7 protein-coding genes, 1 tRNA gene and 4 pseudogenes are annotated in these 22,603 nt (G+C 67.5%); 6 read left to right on the forward strand and 6 right to left on the reverse strand.

Annotated features, from left to right (window positions below; translation table 11 throughout):
* Positions 1-409 precede the first annotated feature (409 nt).
* Together ABGA99_RS20385 and ABGA99_RS20390 are read right to left on the reverse strand one after the other, a co-directional pair.
* Positions 410-2,506 (reverse strand): alpha-L-fucosidase, encoded by a 2,097-nt coding sequence (locus ABGA99_RS20385; RefSeq protein WP_347579052.1) that lies wholly within the window; start codon positions 2,504-2,506, stop codon positions 410-412.
* A 252-nt stretch (positions 2,507-2,758) separates the two neighbouring features.
* Positions 2,759-4,588 carry an alpha-L-fucosidase gene (locus ABGA99_RS20390; RefSeq protein ID WP_347583140.1) on the reverse strand — a complete coding sequence of 610 codons (1,830 nt, stop codon included), beginning with the start codon at positions 4,586-4,588 and terminating at the stop codon, positions 2,759-2,761.
* A gap of 752 nt (positions 4,589-5,340) precedes the next feature.
* Here ABGA99_RS20390 and ABGA99_RS20395 point away from each other — a divergent pair.
* The 3 genes and pseudogenes from ABGA99_RS20395 to ABGA99_RS20405 all read left to right on the forward strand — a co-directional run.
* Positions 5,341-6,072, forward strand: a complete 732-nt coding sequence (locus ABGA99_RS20395) for an AraC family transcriptional regulator (protein ID WP_347579050.1) — start codon at positions 5,341-5,343, stop codon at positions 6,070-6,072.
* Positions 6,073-6,332: 260 nt separating this feature from the next.
* Positions 6,333-6,797 (forward strand): annotated as a pseudogene (locus ABGA99_RS20400) (ATP-binding cassette domain-containing protein); the annotation flags it as partial.
* Between the two features lie 82 nt (positions 6,798-6,879).
* Positions 6,880-7,604: pseudogene (locus ABGA99_RS20405) on the forward strand (ABC transporter permease); the annotation flags it as partial.
* Between the two features lies 1 nt (position 7,605).
* Here the strand turns inward: ABGA99_RS20405 and ABGA99_RS20410 are convergent.
* Positions 7,606-7,731, reverse strand: a pseudogene (locus ABGA99_RS20410) (L-rhamnose mutarotase); the annotation flags it as partial.
* 253 nt (positions 7,732-7,984) lie between these two features.
* On the opposite strand from ABGA99_RS20410, the gene ABGA99_RS20415 reads away from it, so the two are divergent.
* The 3 genes and pseudogenes from ABGA99_RS20415 to ABGA99_RS20425 form a co-directional block, all read left to right on the forward strand.
* Positions 7,985-8,212 (forward strand): hypothetical protein, encoded by a 228-nt coding sequence (locus tag ABGA99_RS20415; protein WP_347583141.1) that lies wholly within the window; start codon positions 7,985-7,987, stop codon positions 8,210-8,212.
* Between the two features lie 167 nt (positions 8,213-8,379).
* Positions 8,380-8,455 (forward strand) — tRNA-Arg (locus ABGA99_RS20420).
* Between the two features lie 503 nt (positions 8,456-8,958).
* A pseudogene (locus ABGA99_RS20425) lies at positions 8,959-9,423 on the forward strand (tyrosine-type recombinase/integrase); the annotation flags it as partial.
* Positions 9,424-9,552: 129 nt separating this feature from the next.
* On the opposite strand, the gene ABGA99_RS20430 reads toward ABGA99_RS20425, so the two are convergent.
* The 3 genes from ABGA99_RS20430 to ABGA99_RS20440 form a co-directional block, all read right to left on the reverse strand.
* Positions 9,553-10,059, reverse strand: coding sequence for a hypothetical protein (locus ABGA99_RS20430; RefSeq protein WP_347579047.1), 507 nt, complete (start codon positions 10,057-10,059; stop codon positions 9,553-9,555).
* A 28-nt stretch (positions 10,060-10,087) separates the two neighbouring features.
* Positions 10,088-16,897 carry a polymorphic toxin-type HINT domain-containing protein gene (locus ABGA99_RS20435; RefSeq protein WP_347583142.1) on the reverse strand — a complete coding sequence of 2,270 codons (6,810 nt, stop codon included), beginning with the start codon at positions 16,895-16,897 and terminating at the stop codon, positions 10,088-10,090.
* A 142-nt stretch (positions 16,898-17,039) separates the two neighbouring features.
* A complete protein-coding gene (locus ABGA99_RS20440) occupies positions 17,040-21,254 on the reverse strand; it encodes a LamG-like jellyroll fold domain-containing protein (protein WP_347583143.1) in 4,215 nt (1,404 codons plus the stop codon).
* Between the last annotated feature and the right edge of the window lie 1,349 nt (positions 21,255-22,603).

Consider the following 22,603-nt stretch of genomic DNA (forward strand, 5'->3'; position numbering starts at 1 on the left):
CTCTCGCAAGAGGTGTTAGCAGGTGATTCATCGGATGACAGCTTGTTTGTAGCGCGCTGACTCAGACACGTCAACACCTGGGTGGCCTTCAGATGACGTAGCACGTGCCGGCAGGACATAGCCCAGTCCGGGACCTCGGATCGAGCCCAGCCGCACGGGCGCGAACACGGCGGCGATCGGGGCAGGTCTTCTCGCGATCGAACACGCACGGTCGCTCGCGCAGGTGGACAGGGCACCGACGGTGGGCACGACAGCGACGTAGGCCGTGCGGCCGGATCCAGCCTCGTACCACCTGCGCTCCGTCATGGCCCACGCCATGACGAGCAGGTCCGGCGTCCGAAGCGATCCTTCCCCGCCCGGTCGCGGCGGCCGTCAATGAGCGACGGCCGCCGCGACCGGCAGCCGGGAACTACTCGAACACCTGGACTTCGGCGAGGGACAGGGGGCGGTCGGCCCCTACCAGCTGGACGCGGACGTAGCGTGCGTCACTGCCGACCGGCAAGGTCAGCGATTCCTCGACGGCGCCGGCCTGGTGCCTGCTCCATACGCCGCTCTGGTTCTTGGTGGCTTCCAGATCGGTGGAAGTGAAGGGCGTGTCGGAGGCGAAGACGTAGAAGTCGCGGAGCCGGTCGGCGCAGCAGTCCGTACGGTTCCACAGCTTGACGGAGCCGACGTGCTGGGATGCACCGAGGTCGACCTGCCACCAGGGGTTGGTGTCCAGCGGCGTGTCGGAGGTGTGGGTGACCGAACCTGCGAAGAAGTCGCCGCCGGTGTCACCGTCCACCGCCCGGCTCGCGTCTGCACCCAGGTGGTGGGTGCTGGACTGGTCGGCGGGCTTGCCCAGCGCCGTGTTCTCGCCGGTGATGCCGTCCTGGTGCAGGGAGAGCGTGGAGATCGCCGGCGGGAGTGCCCGGGAGGAGGTGATCCGCAGCCGGATTCTGTTGGTGGTGACCGGGTTGTCCAGCTTGAGGAGGCGGCGGTAGCCGATCGTGGTGGCGTCGCCGACCTCCTTCCACGAGGTGCCGTCCCAGGAGTCCACGGCGAAACTCGAGACGCGCTGCCCGACCTGGATGTTCTCCTGCAGGTTCACCACGTTGAACGTCTTGGCCGACCCGAGGTCCAGCACGAGGTCGCCGGTGGTGCCCGTGGGCTGCCAGGCGGTGCTGTCGTCGGTGTCCAGTACGTTACGGGGGTGGTTGCCCTTGGTGTGGGAGGTGCCGGCATCGTTGTGCGCCGATGCCTGGGCAGAGGTCCTGGCCTGGATCGAGCGGATCCAGTCGCCGAACTCGTTCATCCGTGAGACCGCGTCGTCGGGGAGGCGCCCGGTGTTGTCGGGGGCCACGTTCAGCAGTAGCTGACAGTTCTTGCCCACCGAGTTGAGGTACATCCCTTTGAGCGTGTCCAGCGAGACCGGCCGGGCGCCCTGGTCCCAGAACCAGGAGTCGCCCTGCAGCCGGCCGTCGCACTCGGCCGGTGCCCACCGCAGCAGCTTCCACCTGTTGCTGCCGTCGGTCTGCTGTCCGAGCACCGTGTCACTGCCCAGGTCCTCGGCCGAGTTGCCCCCGGGCACGCGCAACACCGTGTCAGCCGCCGTCGCCGGATCTGCCGGGTTGCCGTCGTCGTCGGTGTCGTACGGGAGCGGCGACCATTCGCTCGTACGGTGAGTGAGCCCCCTCTCGTTGCCGACCCAGCGGACGTCCGGGCCACCGTCCTGGAAGACGACCGCGCCCGGCTGGAGGGTGCGGACCATGGTGATCCAGTCCGTGAAGTTGTACTTCTGGTTGGTGTCGGGCCAGGGGTTGGCTCCGTCGAGCCATACCTCACTGATCTCACCGTACTTGGTGAGCAGCTCGTACAGGGTGTTCATGTAGTAGCGGTTGTAGTCGTCGGCGACGAAGTCGAAGGTCGTGCCGTTGCCGTCACCGCTGCTCGGGATCCGGGTGGGCTGCGGTGTGCTGCCGTTGCCGTACCTGCCGTCTGCATCCCTGGTCTCGTACTCGTGGCCGTCCGCGGGTGACAGGTAGAAGCCGACCTTGAGACCGTACTTGCGGGCCGAGTCGGTGAACTCCTTGAAGACGTCGCCCTGGCCGTTCCGCCAGTTGCTGGAGGCCACTCCGTGGTCGGAGTAGTCCGAGGGGAACATCAGCATGCCGTCGTGGTGCTTGGCGGTGAGGATGACCTTCTTGAAGCCGGCGTCCTTGAACGTGGCCGCCCACTGATCGGTGTCCAGGTCGGAGGGGTTGAACACGTCCGGGTCCTCCAGCCCCGTCCCCCACTCCTTGCCGGTGAAGGTGTTCGGGCCGAAGTGGACGAACCCTGTCAGCTCCTCCCGCTGCCACGCCAACTGACGTGCAGAGGGCGTCACCGACGCCGCCTTCTCGAGGATCTGCGCCTGCGTGTCGGTGCTGCTGATCGCGACGACGGGATTCGGCTCCGATGCGGCAACGGGCGTACCCGCCATGACGGTGCCGCTGAACGCGGCGAGTGTGACGACAGCAGTGATCAAGCACTGCCGTGCTCCTCGGTGAGATCGTCGCAGGTCGAGCGGCTGTCTGACCATCTGCTTTCCTCTCCCGTGCGGGTGGGATGGATGGGTGGGGCGAGCGTGCGGCGGGGTCGGGGCCGGCGGGGCAAGTGACGGCGTAGAACACCGCGCGGCGGCGCCTCGTCATCAGGGCCGACGGGAAGGAGGGCGGCCCGCCGCCGTGGTGGCGCGGCGGGCCGCCCGGGTTGTTCACTCCGGGTGCGGTCGCTCGTGTCAGTTCGGGTGCAACTGCTGCCGCGGAACGATCTGCTGCTCCTGTCCGGGGCTCGACCACAGCAGCTTCATGTGGGCCTCGCCGGTCTGCTCCACGTACTCGATCTTGATGGAGTGGCGGGTGCCCGCGGTCAGGTTCACCTGGGCCTCGTCGATGTGCGACTCGTGCGGACTCCAGTTGTCGATGACAGGCTCGCCGTCGATCCATACACGCACGTTGTCGTCAGAGAGCGTGCTCAGGGTGTAGGTCTCCGTGCGGCGCGGCTCGATGCTGCCGGTCCAGCGCACGCTGAAGCTGTCCGCAGGGATGTCCGCGGCCGGCGAACCGGTGTACTTCCAGGAGTGGTTGACAGTCGGATCGGTGCGGGTGAGCTTCGGCGCTCCGGAGAGCGTGGGGTTGTCGAAGACCTCCTGCTTCAGGCCGGAGCCCTCCCCCGGGGCGGCCGTGGGCCCGGGATCGACGGTCAGCTCGATGACGGTGGCGGCCTCGTTGGTCGCGGCTCCGGTGGGCGTGAGGTCATAGCCGTCGCCCGCCTCGGTGACGGCCACCTCCTGGTCGGAGCCGAGCACCCGGGCGCCGGTGACGTCGAAGCCGGTGCGGGCGGTCACGTGCAGCGAAGCGCCTTCCTCGGGCCACTGGGTGACCGCCGCGTACAGCTTGTCGCCCTTGCGGCTGACCGTCCCCCACTCCGGCTGCTCGACCAGCCCGCCGTAGGCAACGCCGTAGACGGCCTCTCCCTGGCCCGCGGTGCGCAGCCAGTCGCCCATCTCACCCAGCCGCTCCACGGAGGGTGCGGGGACGCGTCCGCGGGCGTCGGGGCCGACATTGAGCAGGTAGTTGCCACTGCGGGAGGAGGTGGACAGCAGGTTGCGCACCAGGGAGGCGCTGGACTTCCAGTTCTGGTCGTGCCGGGCGTATCCCCAGCTGTTGTTGAGGGTCATGCACGATTCCCAGAGCTGGCCGTCGACCGGCTCGTCCGGGATCTCCTGCTCAGGGGTGCCGTAGTCGCCGTCGGTCACCCGGCGTTTGCCGACCCGGTTGTTGACGATGAGCTCGGGGTTCAGGTCGCGCAGATACTCTTCCAGGCGCTCGCCGTCGCGCGCGGTCCAGGGGTTGTGCGGGCGGTCGGTGTCCCACTCACCGTCGAACCAGAGCAACTCCGGGTCGTAGTTGTCGACCAGCTCCTTGAGCTGGGCGTACATGCGCTCCTCGTACGCGGGGAAGGTGGCCCGGTCGGGGAAGTCCGGGTCGTGCCAGTCCCAGATCGAGTAGTAGAAGCCGAGCTTGATGCCCGCTTCGTCGGCGGCCTGCTTCAACTCGGCGAGGATGTCGCGGTTCTTGTCGAACGCCGAGTGGTCCCGCAGGTTCCACGAGTTGACCTTCGTGGGCCACATCGCGTAGCCGTCGTGGTGCTTGGACGTGACGACGATGTAGCGCATCCCGGCGTCCTTGGCAGCGTTGACCACGGCCTCGGCGTCGAAGTCTGCGGGGTTGAAGGTCGCGGCCTGCTTCTCGTACTCCTCCTTCGGGATGTTGCACTCTCTCTGGATCCACTCGGCGTTGCGGCAGACGGTGCCGTCGGGACGGGTGTACTCGCCCTCCAGGTTCGAGTACGCGCCGAAGTGGATGAACATGCCGAATCGGTCCTGACGGAACCAGCTCGTGCGGTCGGACGTGAAGGGGTCGTCTACGGCGTAATCCGTGCCGGGTCCCGTCGCTTCCGTGGACGCCGCGGAGGCGCTTGGCAGTGCGGCGGCAGTCAGGGCGGCGGCGACCACAAGGGGAAATGCGGTGGCTCTCCGGATGGTGCGGGCGTGAGGGGTGTGCATCGCGGCTCCTCATTCATCGGATTACCCGGGACCGTAGGAACGTGCACATCGCATGTCAATGGACTCTTTTCCAGCAAAACTTCCCGCCAGGCCCCTCGCCTGTCCGCGTAGATATCCGATGTATCGTCAGCTCTTCGGCGTCTCTCGGCTCCGGCGGGGCGCCACGCACGCTTCTGGAAGCCGCCGCTTCGATCCCCCAGGACGCCGGCCGCCTCTGAAGACCCGGACGTAGGCCGTGAGGGCCTGCGACCGTTCTGGCGTAAAGCTTTGGCAAAGCGGCGGGACCCGAGAGGCGGCCCCCGGTGATCCCCAGGGGGACTTGGGCCCCGGTGGAAGGCCCGAGCTCACGGTCGCCACGCAGGCGCAGGACGGCGGGAGGCCGGTACCCCCAGTGACGCGACCGGCGAGAGCAAGGAAGGACGTGGGCAGCCATGGCAGCGAGCCGAGCCCCCGAGAGCGCACCCATCGACGAGGAGCGGTGCGGTGATCACTCGCGGGACGAGTCCGACGGCTCGTACGGGCCTCGGGGTGACCATCCACGTGTGGACAGGAACGCAGGTAGTCGGCTACTAGACCGCCGGGAGCCGTCAGTACCCCAGACGGACCCGGCATGGAGAGGCATGCAAACTCCGCCGCACCCCTCGGGGGGTGCCGATTGGGTTCCCGGCCGTGAGCACGGCGACGAGTGGCAGCGTAGGTTCGCGCCGCCCACGACAGCGCAGAGACCGGCTCTGGCCTGCACGGCGGTCGGGATGCAACCCGGGTACCCTGCCGAAGGGCCTCGCGCGTTCAACCACCACGTCGCGCTCATCATCCTCTCCGGATCGGGCTGGTTCTCCTGGGGCGGCCGTGAGCCCGTCGACGTGTCCGCCCCGGTGCTGGTCCGCCTGCCGCCCGGCGTCGAGCACTCCTACGGGGCGCACACTCCGGACTGGTCGGAGTGCTTCGTCGGCTTCACCGGCCCCGTCCTGGACGCGTACACAGAACTCGGGTTCACCGACGGCTTCGTCGTCCCGCTTTCCACGGCCGAGCACGTCCGCCGCGCAGTCCGCAAGATAGCCACGGTGTGCAACGAGACCGAGCCACAGTACGCGTCGTCCGTCGCGGTGGTCCTGCACGAGTTTCTGATCACCGTGCGCCGCAGCCGGGCCGACCTGGGCTCCCATGTCCCGACGGCGCTGGAGCGGTTCGCCGAATCCGCCTGTCTGCCGATCTCCGTGCCCGAGCACTCCCGAAGGCTCTCCCTCCCCCGGGATGAGCTGCACGACGCGGTCGGACGCGCGGCCGGATGCAGCCCCAAGGAGTTCATCCTGGCAACCCGCCTGAACCAGGCGAAGGACCTCCTTGCCCACACCGATCTCACCGTCGCGGCGATCGCACGTCGCGTCGGCTACGACGACCAGGGGTACTTCACCCGACTGTTCACCAAGCGGGTCGGGCTGCCTCCGAGTTCGTTCCGCAAGCGCCACGCCCGACGCTCCTGACCTCGGGAGCCACAGCTCACGCACACCTGCCGGGGTGGGCGGCCGAGCACGGTAACCACCGTGCGCTCCACTCCACACCAGTTCGGCCCGAAAGCTGATCGCCGACGGGCGGGGGCCCGGTCTCCCACCCACGAGATCGCGGTGTGCCACACGCTCCGCTGTGCGACCGAGTTGCGAAGGCGACACGGAGCCGCCCCAGTTGGGCTGTACACGCAGAACCGGTACACCGCGGTGCCGCCCGCACCGAGGCCCTGACGAGCCTGTTCGCCGCAATGACCATCGGTGACAACGGCACGATGAGTGTCTTCGACCGGCTGGGCCGATACGGCCTGGTGGGCACCGGCGCCAAGCGGAGGTTCACCGGCGAACTCATACGGCGCCTCGACATCCACGCCGAAGGTCCCGACCAGCCGGTCTCCGACCTGTCCGGCGGCAATGCACAGAAGATCGTCATGGCCCGCGCCCTGGCAAGCGACCCCCGCCTCCTCATCCTCATCAATCCGACCGCGGGCGTGGATGTGAAGTCCAGGGACTCCCTGCTCGCCCGCGTGGACGGCGCCCGAGACGACGGCACGGCGGTCCTCGTCGTCTCGGACGAACTGGACGACCTGCGCCGCTGCGACCGCGTGCTGGTGCTCTTCCACGGCCGGGTCGTCGCCGAGCACTCCGCCGGCCGGAACGACCACGAGCTGATCGCCTCGTTCGAAGGAGTGGACCGTGGCTGACACCAAGGCCCCGAAGGTCCGGGACACGGCGGCGGCCCGGGCCACCAACGGCGCGTCCCCCTCCGAGGTCGCTCGGAACGTCCTGCTGCGCCGCGCCCGCGAGCTGGCTCCCGTACCCGCGCTGCTGCTCCTGATGGTGCTGGGGACAGTGCTCAACGACTCCTTCCTCACCGAGCGCGACCTCCTCTCGATACTCGGCGCCTCGGCCGCTCTCGCCATGGTCGTACTCGCCGAGTCGCTCGTCCTGATCGCCGGCAAGTTCGACCTGTCGCTGGAGTCGGTCCTCTGCATCGCACCGGCGCTGGGAGCGCTGCTCGTACTGCCCGCGGCCAACGCCGGCTTCGGCACCGAGTGGCCGGCGGCTCTGGGGCTGCTGGCGATCGTGGTGGCCGGCGCGGTGATCGGTGCCTTCAACGGCGTCCTGGTGGTGACGTTCAAGCTCAACGCCTTCATCGTGACCCTGGCGATGCTGATCGTGCTCCGCGGCGTGCTGGTCGGTGCCACCGAGGGCAAGACCCTCTTCGGCATGCCCGAGGCCTTCTTCTCCCTCGCGACCACCACCTTCCTCAGCGTCCCCATGTCGGTGTGGGTCGCGGCTGCGGCCTTCGGGATCACCGGGTTTCTGCTGAAGTACCGGTGGGGGCGGGCGATATACGCCATCGGCGGCACCCGGACGCTGCCCGTGCGGCCGGTATCCGGGTGGAGCGGGTGATGCTCTCGGTCTTCATCATCGCAGGGGTGCTCGCCGCGGTCGGCGGACTGATGCAGACCGGCTACGTCGGCGCCATCAACGCCAACCAGGGCCAGATAGTCCCCAGGAGGTCGCCCGCGCCGCGCGGATCGCGACTGTCGGCTCGGCGGGCACCTCGCGGTGGGCTGCCTCGTACTCCCCGACGCGGTCCTGGAAGACCTTGGTGTGCAGGGTGATGCGCACCAGTGATGGTTCCACGAAATGCACCCACGACGTATACGCGGCGGTCGGACGCTCGTGCGAGCGAAAGATCACTGCCGATGGAAAGACTGCCTACAATCCGCTGCCAGTTCGTCAATTTGTCGCGCGAAAGGATGTCAATCGCTGGCGCTTCTACCACGAGGTTGAAATTCCGTGCCGAAATGGAGGCCACACCGAACTCATCCCCCTCTACGAGACGGCAGAGGATCGAACACTTGATCCCAGGACGAAGCGCATGAAGTTCAACCGCACCGAGCATCTCCGCCAGGTACCCCCGTTCACGCTCTTGGGCGGCAGGCTCAAGGGCTTCCGGCAGGACAGCGAGTCATCGAACTGCACCCTCGACTACTCCCACCGGGACAACCGCCTCCCCGCCTACGGAGCCGACGGAGCTCTCCTCATCCACATCGGCTACGCCTGGATGATCAACTCAATCACCCTGGCCACCTCCCGCCAGGCTTGAACCAGTCCTCCCAGCCACTGGCCCTGTCAGCTGCGGCCCCGGGCTGACCCGCTACACTAGCGGCGGTGCGCAGCCTCCACAGCTCGCGCACCGGCGCTCCAGCGGAAGACCGTGCCGGACCTTGCGGACATCGCCGCATTTTCCCACACATTTTCCCATAGAGCCCCGCCTCCGTAGCTCAGGGGATAGAGCACCGCTCTCCTAAAGCGGGTGTCGCAGGTTCGAATCCTGCCGGAGGCACCAAGCCGCGATACGTGAACCCCCAGGTCAGCGCGGCTCTGCATACGGAAGCGTCACTGCCTGCGACACATTTGGATGACGCCCCAAGGTCACGCCCCATCCTTGAGGGTAGGCGCCAAAAGCCAGGTCAGGCGCGTACGCACCCAGATGACACCGACCCGTTCCTGGTCGCAGGTTAGAACCCTACGAGGGATCGGTCCTCCGAGGGAAACACCCGCCGTCAACTCGTCCCGATGCAGCCGAGCATTCCAGCCGGCGCCGCTCGATTGGCTTTGGGGAGCAGGGCGGCCAAGCCTCCCGAGCCACGAACAACGGCAGCCGGCCTGAGAGCCGCACCCCGCCGCGTGCGAACCAGCGGCAACGCAACCGTCCCCAGCGTAAGGACGACCGGTGGGAGCCGCCGGATACGTCCTCCTCCCGGCTCCATGCGTTGCCGCGTCCGCGTCTACGCCGCCATCTGGAAGGAGGTCCCCTGGCCAAGCTCAGCGACGAGATCGCCACCAAGGACCACGCTGCCCACCAAGACCCAGACCTCCGAGCGCCGCATCGCCCTCCCCGCCCGCTGCCTCCGGTCGCTGAAGCACCACCACGAACAGCAGCAGCATGAGCGCAAGGCAGCAAGCAGAGATTGACACCACAGTGAGCACGTGTTCACCACAGCCCAGGGCCGGTCGATCGACCGACCAACCTCACCCGAACCTTCACCACACTCCCCCGCACCGCGGGTCTCCACCGCATCCGCTCCCGCGACCTCCGCCACTCCACCGCGACCCTCCTCCTGGAACAGGGGGCAGAACTCGTCGTGGTCAAGGGGCTGTTGAGGCACGCCCACATCGGCGTGACTGCCACCGTGTACGCCCACGTCCGACTCCGCCTCCAACAAAGACGCCATCGACCTCCTCGGCCACGCCCTCCACAACCCCGCCGAGATCGCTGACAAGCCCGACGACGACGAACCACCCCTTGCCTGAGCCGCCGTCCGCTGACGTTGCCGTCAATACTGCCGTCACCCCACGCAGAAGCCCCGCCAGGACGTACCTGACGGGGCTCAACTTCGCTGCTGCTACCCAGCGCGAGGGCAGCGGGATCAGGTAGCGAGGCTACACCTCACCCTCCAGCCAACGTTCGAATGGTGCGATCTTCGACAGTTCGGAATTGATCACCTTCAACGCTCTGGCGAAGTCCTCGGCCAACTTCGAGAGCATCGCGACTAGCTCGGTCCGTGCAATACTCTCGTGCTCTGGGTTTGGAACCCAATTGGTCCGCGACTCGCAGTGAATCATCACGAGATCCCCACTTGGATGGAAAGTCAAATTCCTCTCGATACCCTGCGAGTAGAGATCTACCTCGACTTCGCGTTGGTCGCGCACACCCACCAGGAGCGACGGGAGCTGCTCCATGAAGGCAGACAAGTCATACGCGACATCAAGCGGCCACTCCTCACTCCCGAAGCCGCCAATGTGGAAGTTGCTGCCTCCCGCATCAGAGAGGGCGCTACACGCCTCCATGACCAGGGTTTCGTAACCGTCACCCGCCTCCAGACTCGCTGAGGCAGGAGCCACAGCACCAGACGGCACGGCTGAATTGAACGACACGGAGAAGCTCATCTCTCCAAGCCTCCTATCTCCAAGCCTCCTAGTTCGGGCCAATGATCGGGAATGCCGTCTTGTACAGCCCATTTGAACTCGGGACGATGGTAGCCGCCCGCGCTTGCACAATACTGCCATCCGGCATAATCACCTGCCCCATACCTTCCGGAATGCGCACCGACCTGGGCCCGGCACCTTCGACATGGTGTCCCTTCAAGAAATCGGCTGCGGCGTCATTATCCAGCCACTGACCTTGCTGATTTCCGGTGCTGCGAGCGCGATCTGTCAGAGCCTTCGTGTTCTTCGCACCAGCGCCGTGAGTCTTGAAGGTATGACCCCACGTTTTCACGCTGTTGGGCGCCCAATTGGGACAATCGCTGTTGTGAACGAGAACCGGAGTCTGTCCCGCCAGCACGTAGTACGTGTGCTTGTCGGTGACGGTCAGATTGTAGACCGTGGTTTGGGTAGTCCAGCGGTGGATGGCTGTGATCTGGATGTGGGTGCCGGCGCTGGTCTGGAGCCACTGGCCGGTCTGGAGGTCAGTGGCTTCGATCCATTCGTCGAGTTCGGGGACCCAGAAGGGGTGGCCGTCGGTGGCGGTGACGGCGGCGGTCTTCTTCCCGTGCTTGCCGTCGAGGTCGATGGTGATCTCGACCAGGTTCTTGGACCCACTGCCGACGATCTCTGCTGTGACGGTTTCGATGCTGGTTTTGCCGGTTTCGGGGTCGGTGGCGACTACCTTGTCGCCGACCTTTACGTCTTCGATGGGTTTCGTGGTGCCGTCGGCCATTAGAACCGGCGTGCCGGCGGTGAAGCTGTTGCTTTCACACTTAGGTGATTTGGCGCCTGGTTTGGGATCCGCCCCTTCGGCCTTCCTGGCCTTCCGTGCGTCCAGGATCTTATCGCCGATCCTTTTTCCGATTTGCGCCACGGAGCCGAGGGCTTTGGTCCACGGAGTCTCCAGGAGGGCGGCCCCGCATTCCTTGGTCAGCCCAGGCGCGGTCACGCAGTCAATCGCACCTCCCACGTCCGGCAGCATGAGGTCCTCAACCACTTCGCGTACGGGCTCGCCATCCTCCCAGAGCTGGCTGACGTCGGGTATGCACCTCATCACGTACATTCCCACACACCCGCCTGCCGGGGCGGCCGTGAAGGTTGCCTGGGTAGCCGGGGTGGTGCCTCCTCCGCCTCCGCCACCGCCACCACCGCTGGAGGAGTTTCGGGTGGAGTTCTGGTGGATGACGGCGCGTTCCACCGTCTCCTGGATGAAGTCGATGATGCCTTTCCAGAAGAGGCCGGTGGGGTCGGCGTGGGTGATCGGGTTGTTGTTGGCGTAGGCGTATCCCTGCCACTGCTGGGGGTCGGTGAGATCCATCAGTGGGTCGACGGAGATGAATCTGCCGGTTGCCGGGTCGTATTCGCGTGCGCCGAGGTGGGTCAGGCCGGTGGTGGTGTCGTTGGTGCCGCCAACGAAGCCCTTGCTGCCGGGCCAGTCGGCGGGTTCCTGGCCGCGGGGGTTGCCGAAGGGCAGTTCCCGGCGGCGCTGGAGGTCCGCATTGGCTGCATTGACAGCGAGTTGGCCGGTGCCGTGGTGGTCGGCGATCGTGAACCAGACGCTGCCGTCGTCTTCCTGGACGGCCTGGTGGCCGTCGCCGAGGTCGTAGTACCGGGTGGCCTGGGCCTTCGTGGCGCCCTTGGGGAGGGTGACCTCGGTGTGGCCGAGGTAGAGGGTCGTGTCGCTGGAGGTGCGGCCGATGAGGCGGTTGCCGTCGGCGTCGTAGAGGTATGAGGTGCTCTTCGTGCCGCCGGCGCCGTCCGGTTCGGAGACCGAAGCCAGGTGGCCCTCTGCGTCCCAGGTCAGGTTCTGGGTGCTGCCTGCCAGGGTGCGGGTTTTCGTGTTGCCGACTTCGTCGTAGGTGTAGCTGTCGGTGCTGGTGCCCGTGGGGCCGGTGCTGGTCACGTCGGTGAGGGCGTGGGGCTGCGGCTGGCCGGGTGCGGGGTAGCTGTAGGTGTACGTGGTGTCCTGGGCTGCGCCGCCGGGCGCGGTGTGGTCCGTGTGGGTGGTGCGGTTGCCGGCCTTGTCGTAGGTGAAGGACTGCCAGTACGCCGCCGGGCCGCCCACGATGCCCGGGGACGGCGCTGTCTCGCAGTTCTCGTCGGCTTCGGTCCAGGCTTCGGTCATGCGGCGCAAGTAGTCGTAGGTGAAGCACTGGTTGTCGGTGCCGGTGCGGTTGACGTCCGAGACCGAGGTGATGTTGCCGGTCTCGTCGTAGGTGTAGGTGGCGTACTTCTCGACACCGGGGACGTTCTCCCGGTCCACGCGGGAGTTCTTCAGGCGCTGGGTGCCCCACTCGTAGGTGTTGCTGATCCTGGCGCGTCGGCTGCCATCGCTGGCGGCCAGGTCGTACTGCATCGGCTGGCCGGTGTGGCGGTACTCGAGGATGGACGAGCTGCCCCAGATGCCCTCGGCTTTGGTGGGCCGGAGGATGTCGTCGTATGCGAAGGTCATGCCGCCGCCGGGGAGTGATCCGGCCGCGGAGTAGGTTTCCCCGGCGACGAGGCCGTTGGGGTGGTAGGAGGTGCCGGCCTGGTAGGTGCCTGCCAGCGCGCCTTCCTTGGCGGGGATGGTGACGGCCGTTCTGTACGGCCGGTAGAGGTGGTCGTAGGCGGTGACTCGGGAGGTGTAGGCGGCGCCGTCTTCGTAGCGGGTGGAGGTGGCGAGCTGTCCCTTGGCGCCGGCGATGGTGTCGTAGACCCACTGGGACCGCAGGGTTCCGGTCGGTGAGTCGTTGCGCAGCTCGGTCTTGCGGCCCAGGCCGTCGTAGACGTGGGCGAGCTTCGCGCCGCGGGCGTCGGTGGTCGTGGTGAGCTGGCCGCGGTCGTCGTACGTGGAGGTGGTGGTCCCCTTGTCTGGGTCGTTCGCCTCGGTCTGCCGGCCGAGCTGGTCGTAGCGGTAGGACCATTCGTTCCCGGCGGAGTCGGTGAACGTGGCCAGTTCCCCGCGGGGGGTGTAGGCATAGCGGGTGGTGTCGTAGGCGGCCTCGGCCGCGCGGGCGTGGTGCTGGCGCAGTTCGGTGGTCTGGCCGCGCGCGTCGGTCAGCGTGGTGGTGGCGGTACCGCCTTGCGGCGGGATCACGGTGGTGCGGTCGCCGTGGTAGCTGGTCGTCGTGGTGGCGAGGACCCGGTGGGGATTGCCTTCGCCGTTGCCGGAGACCTGCTGCTCCTTGATGACACGGCCCAGACCGTCGTAGCCGAACCAGATCTGGGACTCCACGCTCAGCCTGTCGATGGGCTCGAACAGGGCCGCGGCCGGGGCGCCGGTGGTGTAGTACTGGGAGAAGATCTTCTCCCTCAGGCCGCGCTCGTCGTAGTGGACGTCGTTGACCAGCCGTCCGCCCTCGGGCCCGGGGGTTTGGGTCTGGCGTTCACGCAGGAAGCCGTCGTAGAGCATGTAGGAGGTCAACTGGCCGCCGCCGCCCTCGGTCAGGGTCTTGGTGGATACGGCGACCGGCTTGCCGTCGGTGACCTGGTAGTCGAACTCATGGGTCGGTAGCTGGCTGGTCTTGCGGTCGGGCAGCCAGACTTTGGTGGATCGGCCGAGTGCGTCGTAGGCGAACTCGGTGGCCTTCCCGTTCGTGTCGGTTTCCCTGATCGGCAGGCCGCGCAGTGTGCCCACGTCCGTGGTGGTGGTCTGCGCGGTGGTGGCGTCGCCTGCCTTGGCCGGCGGGCTCGTCGTGACGACCTGGGTGACGAGGCCGCTGGACGGCTTGTACTGGGTCTTGTCGGTGCGGCCGTCGTCCCGCTGCGTCCGTGAGACGAACTTGCCAACCGCGTCGAACACCAGGTTCGCGGTCAGGTCGGTGCTGCTGGTCTCGCGGCCGTAGGCGTCGTAGGTTGCGCCGGATTCCAGGTAGACCGCCTCGGAGGCGGTGTGGGATTTCAGTACGGCGGTGGCGGTGGCGTCGCCCTTCGTCGGCTTGCCGGTTGCGGCGGTGATGGCGTCGCCGTCGTAGGCGGTGCGGGTATCGGAGATCACGTCCTTGGTGCGGTCGACCGTCCCGTCGCATCCCTTGGAGACAGTCTCGACCCGGGCGGGCAGGGTGAGGATGTTGTCGTCCGCGTTGGTCGCGTACGTGGTGCGGGTGCAGCGGTTGTCGGCCGCGGTGGAGGTGTCACCGAAGTCATCAACGTGGGTGACGCGCCCGGCGATGGTGTCGTAGGTGTTACTGACCTGGGTGGTGCGCCAGTCGGTGCCGGCGCCGTTGTCCAGGGAGGTGAAGGTCTTGCGCTGCGCTGCGCCGGTGAAGTTGGCGGTGACCGTGCCCCAGTTGCGTTCCTTCTTGGCCGTCTGGTGGTGCCAGGGCCGGCTGACGGCCTTGTTCAGCACCTTGCCGCCGGGGCCGGAGAACTCGACGGTCTTGTACGCGAAGCCGGCGGCCGACTCGTGGTCGGTGAGCGGGTCGCCCTCGCCGCTGCCGAGGCCGACGGACACGTTCTTGGTGCCGCCGGAGGGGCTCTCGCGGTCACCGTGCATTCCGCGCAGGAAGTAGGTGTCGGACTGGGACTCCATCGCCTCGTCGCCGAGCAGCCCGCCGGTCTTGACTCGCACCTGACCGTAGCCGCGCCACTGGGACCAGGTCTTGAACTTCTCCTTCGTCAGACCGTCGTCATCGTCGTAGTGCCAGGCCGCCCCGCCCAGATATTCGTAGCGGGTCATCGAGCCGGAGGCGCCGCCGGTGCGGTCGGTACCGGTCACGGAGATGGTGACGTACTTGTTGAACCACTGCCGTTCCGGATCGGCGGTGGCGCTGCCGCCGATGTATTGCGGGAAGCAGCGGGTGGTGTTCGTCTGCGGGGTGGGCAGCGCGTTCCAGTCGCAGGCTGGTTGGGAGTAGTTGGCGGTGATCTGACCTCCGTACTCGTCGGAGACGCTCTCCAGCCGGGCCTTGATGAACGGCGCGTAGCCGTCTCCGGTCTTGTCCAGGCGGTTGGCCAACTGCTTGTAGGCGAAGGTGGTCTTCGGCAGGGTGATCGCCGGGGTGGCGGTGTGGCCGGTGTGCTGGATCGAGTCGAGCAGGAGCTGGTAGTCGATGTCGGCCTGGCCCCAGCGGTGTGCCAGCTTCCAGGAGTCGACCGGGCCGTAGGTCCCGTCGCTCTTGAGGACCTCGGTGGTCACTTCGGTCAGACGCTTGCGGGTCCAGAAGCTGGGCGCAAGTCTGCCCTGGTCGCAGGTGGCTGTTTCGCCGCAGTTCAGGTCCCAGGGTGTGTCGTACCAGTACGCGGAGTCGGTTCCGATCGAGTCGCAGGTCGTCTGCGCGTTGGGCAGGCAGCGCTCGGCGCTGCTGAAGTCGACCTTGGCCAGGGGCTTCGTGTCGTACACCGAGGAGTGCTTCAGCCCGTACTCGATACGGTCCAGGCTGCCGCCGCGGGTGTAGCGGGTGTTGTTGTCCGCCTTCAGGTTGCGGCCGTAGGAGTTCTCCTCCTGGTGGTAGTAGTAGGAGATGGCGTTGCCGTGCGGGTCGACGACGTAGTCGAGGTTCCAGCGCCAGGCCTGCTGGCACCACGACGAGCCGAAGCCGGCGGCGTCGTGGCAGGGCTCTCCGGAATCGTCGCCGAACACCGGGACCTTCCAGGCCGAACCCGTGGCCTCCTTCCCGTCGGCCCATCCGGGCAGCCGGTTGTAGCCGAAGTAGTAGCGCACGCCGTTGGGGTCGGTCAGCCGCCAGTACTCGCCGTTGTTATCGCCGTTGCCGCGGTTGGGTGACGCGAGGCGCTTGATGCGGGTGCCGTCGTCCTTCTTCAGCTTCCACTCGTCGGCGCCGGCCGGGACGAGTTCACCGGCTTGGCCGTTGAAGGAGATGTACGCGTTGTCGTATCCCCAGCACAGGTCGGCGGGCTTGTTGCCGTCGGGGTGTTCGACCCCGTCGTCCGCGCACGGCTTGTAGCGGCGTTCGATGAACCCGGGCCACATCTCGAATCCGTCGCCCACCCACGAGGACTGGTTGTTCGTACCGCCGGTGCGCCCGTCGACGCCACCGGAGGAGTACGACAGGCCGACCTTCGGAGTCAGCTCACCGGGCACCTCCGGGACGGGAAGGTCGTAGTCCCAGGTGAAGTCGCCCGTGTTCAGGTTGGTGTTCCAGGTGGCAGAGGGGGACAACTGGGTGGCCTTGAAGTCACCCTGATCGCCCTCCGCAGCGGTGGTGACAGCCAGGACTGTCGGCTCGCCAGCGCGCAGAGCGACTGCGTCGCCGGTCAGGGTCTGGTTCTCGGAGTCGTTGGTCGTCGTGATGGGCCTGACGGTGTGGCAGGCCGTTTTAACGGGAGTGGTCAGTGCGCAGGCGGGCAGTTGGACCAGCGTGAGCCGGGAGGCATAGCTGCCGCCATACGCCTCCGCGAAGTTGCTGTAGTCCACTTCCACGCCGGCACGACCCTGCGTCCCGTCCTTGCCGGTGACGCTGAACACGGGCCCGTTGGCACCGGTCTTCTCCGCAGTCGCGCGGTCCAAGGTCCTGATCTCGGCTTGGCCGGTCGCGAACCGCTTGGCATGCTTCCCGCCGGCCTTCGCGGCAATCAGCCGGACGGGCGGCCCGCCGGCCGAATCCGCCTTGCGCGCGCCCGCGGCTGGGATCTCGACGGTCGTGCTACCCGGGTTGGGCCATGCCGCCTCGGGGGCTCGTACCGGCGTGCGGGGGCCTTCGCTCTGAGGGCGGGGCTTGACTTTGCCCGCCTTGCCGGGGACAGCCTCTCCGGGCGAGGGCGCTTGTGGCAGTCCCCCGCTATCGGCGGTGGCCGCCGGTAGTGCCGCTGCCTGCAGCAGAGTGGCGCTCATCACCGCCGCCGCACCGAGAGCCACCTTCCGGCGCAGCCCGGCCCCGATACGCACACGCGCTCTGATCATGCTCATGCTTGCCCCTCCCGGGCCGGCGCCCGCCGACGGACAGCAGCGGGCGCCAGAAGAGAAGATCGAAGACTTGCTGGCGGAATTCGGCGGTGCGTCAGCCGCCCGGCGGCACCTGGGTGGGCACGTCAAACCACTGGGAGGCGAGCCAGGCGACCTGGTCTTCGCTCAGCGGGCCCTGGAAGGCCCAGACGTCATCGATCGTGCCGGGGAAGTACTCATCGAAGCCGCCGGCAGTCTTCGCGCGGCCGATCTGCAGTTCACCGGTGGCCTTGAACGACTGCGCGTGTTCCGCCCACGGCACCAGGTCCTTGCACCCGGCCTGGTCCGGCTCACCGTCGCCGTCGCTGTCGGAGCAGGCGGTCTCTTCCAACACGCCGTTGACGTACAGCTTCAGCTCCCGGGCGAAGCCGTCGTACACCAGGGCCAGGTGGTTCCACTCGCGTACGTCGTAGAAGTTCCCGTTGTCCGCGCGCACCACCGGCGCGTCCGCGGCATCAGATGAAGGCAGCACGACCTGCCACCTTCCCGGCGCGTTCGGATCCGCCGCGTCCGGCAGATACCGGACGGAGAATGCGTTGGTGGTGCTGCCTTCGGCACTGGCCACCGTCACCGCGCCGCCGGGCATGGCCGCGGCCTGAGCCCAGCCTGTGAGGGTGAAACTGCCTGAGGTGTCCACCGGCATGCTCGCGGCAGCGTGATCGTCGACGCCGTCGAGTTGCAGACCGGAGAAGTCGATCCAGCCTGGGCCCAGTTTCGCTCCGCCCTCCAGGGCCATGGGCCTGCCCTCCTCGCTGGCGTCCGGGGTGGTGGCCGGGGCGCTACCCGACATCTCCTCGAACAGCCACCGGCCCTTGACGAAGGCACGCTGCTTGTAGAGCTGCTGGACCTCGGCCGGTGAGATGGGCCGGTCGAAGAGCCGGACGTCGTCGATGGTGCCGGGGAAGTGGCTCTTGAGGTTGTTGTTGACGGAGACGGCACCGACGTACATGGAGCCGGCTGCGTAGAAGGCGTCGACCAGGGTGGTGGAGCCGGCTTTCTTGCCGTTGATGTACAGGGTGAGGGTGTTGGCGGTGGTGTCGTGCACGCCGACCAGGTGCGCCCACGTGCCGGCGTAGGCGTCTCCTGGCTGGTCGGCCATGGCCCGGATGATCGGTGCGCCGGGGGTGTCGGAGGCGTATTGGTTGAAGACCCAGCGGTCGTAGGCGGCGGAGTAGTAGAGCTCGAAGCCCAGGGCGAACTCGCCTGCCTGCGCCACGACGGTGGCCTGGCTGTTCGGTTTGCGGTCCAGTTTCGCCCAGGCGGAGACGGCGAAGGACCGTTCGCTGTTGATGTGCGGTCCGGAGGTCTGCCCGATACGGGCGTAGCCGTCGGTGCCGTTGAACTTCGTGGCCTTGCCCGCCACGCCGGGCACGCCGGTGGTCACGCCGCCGTGGTAGCGCGCAGGCAGGACACCGCCGCGGCCGGAGACCTCGGTGGCGCCGGCGGGCTCGTCGAGTTCGAAGACGGCGATGGCGGGGCGGCCGGGGTCGCCGATGGTCTGCTTGGCGTAGAGCTTGTCGACCTCGTCCTGGGCGATGCGTTTGTCGAAGATCTGGACCTTGTCGAGGGTGCCGGGGAAGAAGTCCTTGGCCACCCCGGCCGCCGCGCCGGCGCCGAGTTGCAGCCCGCGGCGCGCGTTCCAGGTGCTGACGAAGGGGGTCTCGCCGACGAGGGTGCCGTTGACGAACAGCCGCAGCGTGTCCTCGACGGAGTCGTACGAGCCGACGAGATGCGTCCAACTACCGGTCTGCACGCCACCGGGGTTCGGTGCCATGGCCCGGTGGACGGTGGCGTCGGGGGTGTCGGCGGAGAAGCCGTTGAAGATCCAGCGGTCGTGAGCGGCCGCGTAGTGCAGCGCGAAACCCATCCGCTCATTACCCGGCTGAGAGGCGACCACCGCCGCGCCGGTCGTCGGTTTGGTATCCAGCTTCACCCAGGCCGAGACGGTGAAGCCGCCGGTGTTGTTGACGGGCGACAGGTCGGTGGCGGCGTAGGCGTCGGTGCCGTTGAGCCCGAGTGCGGTGCCGTCGGCCCCGGCGGCGCCGGTGGTCGCCCCGCCCTTGAGGGCAAGGGTCCGCGCCGGCGTGGAGCCCTCGGCCTGGGTGGCACCGGCCGGCTCGTCGAGTTGCCACGTCGCGCGGTCCGGCTGGCCGGCCTTCACCCGGAACTGGTAGGTGCGGATCTCGCTGTTGTTCCCGGCCGTGTCGAAGGACTGGGCGGTGATGAAGTTCAGCCCCGGCCTGGTCGGGAGGATCTTCACGTCCCTGGCGGCGCCGCCGGAGGTGGAAATCTGGTTGCCGGGCAAGGGGTCGCCGTTGATGCCGTACAGATATCGGGTCGCATCCGCGGCGGGCGAGTCGAGGGTGAAGGTGCCGTACTGGCCCACCCCGTCCAGCCACGGATCGTTCGGGTTCGCCGGATCGGATTCCGGATACTCACCTGAGGTGATGGTGGGCGCCGCGGGCTCGTTCGTGTCCCAGACGAAGTAGCAGGCGGTCTTCGTATCGCCCGAGTACGACCACGGCGACCACTGCGCCCCGTCATAGGCGCGCGCGTACCAGTGCACGTTTTCGTTCTTCGGGATGGGGTTGGTGCCTGTCTTCGGCAGTGAGACCGTGAAGCTGGATCCGGACGGCTCGAACGGAGTCCGGGACGGGCTCCACCTATGAGTTGCACCGCTCGCGTCGGTCCACTGGGCCTGGAACTGCACCGCGACGTGGTCGCCGTCCGGGTCTCGGATCTCGTTGGCGGAGATCTTGCCCAACGAGTGGATACGGGCCTTCTCACCGGGCCGCTTGCACGCCCCGCCGTATTCCATGGTGAGTTGCGCCATCTTGATCTGCGGCGGCGGGCGGTTGTACTTCACCCGCAGGAACGCCTTGTCCGAGAACCGCTTCCAGGCGTACTTGTCGTCCTCGTTGGCCGCACGCAGCCCGAAGGTCATCGTCGACCACTTGTTGTTGGCCGCCTGCTGCACCGCGGCCTTGATTCCGAACTCGGCGTCCTTCGAGGCGCATCCGTCGTAGCCGTAGGCGAAGGATCTCGTGTCCAGCTTGTCCAGCCAGAACCCGGAACCCGAGTCCTGGCTGTTCCACGTGGTGGACGAGCTGATGTCCTTCGTCCGCCACAACTCCACGCTCCGCTCGGAGCAGGACGCTGACCAGTTGTTGCGGACGACGAACTCCGCCGACAGGATCGACTTGCCCGCGAACCGGGAGGTCGGAATGCGGTAGAAGACCCGCTTGGTGTCATGCGGCGCGCAGTAGTCCCAGCCGCAGTAGCCCATCCCCGCGTTGTTCTCGCCGTTGAACTTCCACTGCGGCGACGACGCCCAGTACTTCGACGCGAAGGTCCACGCCGACGCCCGCGGCGAGTACCACTGCGGGTCGATGAACACCGGATAGACCGTGTCCGCGCCCTTCAGCACCTGAGCGTCCGGCGTAAGCACCAACTGGTCCGGCGCTTGGGCGACCTGGACGTCGACCGGCGCCAGCTTGCCCGACTCCCCCGCCGCCGGCTCGCCCTCCGGATCCCCGGCGGCCGCGCTCCGGGCGCCGGATGTGGTGCCGCCGCTGGAGTCCCACATGACCGGCTGCGGTGCCTCGAACACCGCGCCCCCGGCACCGGCGTCGACCGCTTCGAGGCCACCGGCCGCCGTTTCGCGCACGGACACCCCGGTTGCGTCCAGGTGCATCCGGAGTTGCGCCAGATCCGGATTCTGCGCGGCCTCGGCAGACTTGACCACCAGCAGCTGGGTGAAGCCGTCGGCCTGCACCCCCATGCGCAAGTCGACTCCTGGCAGAACCTCCGGGTAGACGGCCGCGTCCCCCTCCAGCCGCGGCTGCGGCAGCGTACCCGGCCACGAAAGAGCCAACTCCCGCCCGGCCTTGGTCATGCGCACCAGCGGCGCCGTACCGCCGCCGGAGAACTCCATCCCCACCGTGGTCGCACCGGGCGTCACCATGCCGCCGTCAACCGGGGTGAGTCCCGTGTCGATCGCCTTCCACTGACCGTCCACGCGGGTCCGTACGGGCCGCAGGTACTCGCGCGCCTCCAAGTTCCCGTCGGGGGTGGCGAACACGTCGCTGGACTCGCCTCGGAGCGAGGCGATCTCCACCGGCTCACCGGTACGTTCCGCCTGCGCGGCCGCCTGTTCCTCGGTGCCCGCGGCCCGGGTGCCTTCGGCCGCTGCACCCGCCTTGGAGTCCGAGGCCGCCGAAGGTGCGCGCGTGCTGCCCGGAACCGCACTCGCCTCCACGACGGGCGCCATCCCGAGGAGCAGCGCCGTGCCCAACCCCGCTGTCAGCCAAGCCCGATATCGCTGCCATCGCCCACGCATCACCACAGAGCCCCACCCCTGAGACAACGGAACGTAACGTCGCGCTAACCTAACGAGATGAGCCCGAGTGGACTAGACCTTCTTAACGGGCAAACCCGGTAATTCACCTGCGCCCCTCGTGACTTACATCACACCAATTGCCCCTTCAGGCATAGGTACTTCAATAAAGCACAGCGGATATGAACTAAAGAGCACTCAAGTCCGGACACTTCTGAAGAGATGCGGGCACACGCGTGCGATCCCCTCGACGGCCACCCCTCGCTGGGACACCCTGTCAGCCGCTCAGGCCCCCGGATCGGCAGGCTGGCCGCGTCTAGCTAAAGGGCCAGCCCGCGCTGTATCCGGCGCAGGGTGTCAACGGCCAGGACCAAGCACGCGGCAGCGTGGTGCTGGCCAGGTGCAGCAGCTCCACGCGGGAGACTCCGGCAACACCCGGCAGAGTTTCGATCCCCACTCCTCACTCAGGTGTCACAGAGTCCCGTCGGCGACTGCGAACAACGCTGGAGCTTCAGAGGGGCAACGGGGACTCGATGGTGATCCATGCGCCCGGTGACCAGGGCCTACGACCGTTCCCATCTGTGTCGTGCCCTGCCGGGGGCACCCAGAACATGGGAACGGAATCGGGCGTCATCGCCCGATTTGCCGCTCTGGGTGCCGTGATCATTCGAAGCCTCTTCGACGTGGCTCTTCGATTCTTCGCGCCCTGTCTGAAGCCCACGCGCGAGCGGCGACGACACGCTCGGGCTGGACGACCGGCGTCGGCGGTAGGGGCAGGGCGACGAGCAGGGGCACAGGTCGTAGTGTCCGTTCAGCAGTTGCTCGGTGGCCTCGCGGTCGGCAGCCGTGACGCGGGACATGCCCACGCGCCAGATGTGCGGACCGAGACGGTTCTTCAGGTCGTCCAAGCGGGCCTGGGGGTCGCCTCAGTCGGCAGACCAGACGTCCGGGTCCTGGACGGCGCGCAGACCTTCGATGCTCTTGTGGAGATGAGCGAGCCGGGGATGGTGGGCTGGCGTGACACGGGCGTTCGGGCAGGCGGTGCAGGCCAGGAACGAGACCCGGCAGCCGGAGCCACTGCCTGTGAAGGGCTGTGGTGGTAGTCAGTGCAGGCCGCGGTGACCGTCTCCAAATCGCCGGGCTGGGCCGCGTCACTGAGCCGGGCCCGGTCGTGTTCGGTGGTCGTGATGCTTCGGGGATGCAGGGTTCGTGGGGTCCGTGACGGCAGCCGATGTGCAGCAAGTCCCCGGCGGTGGAGATCCGGCGGGTGGAGCCCGCCGTCC

This window comes from Streptomyces sp. B5E4, assembly GCF_039871555.1.
In the GTDB taxonomy this organism is placed as follows: Bacteria; Actinomycetota; Actinomycetes; order Streptomycetales; family Streptomycetaceae; genus Streptomyces.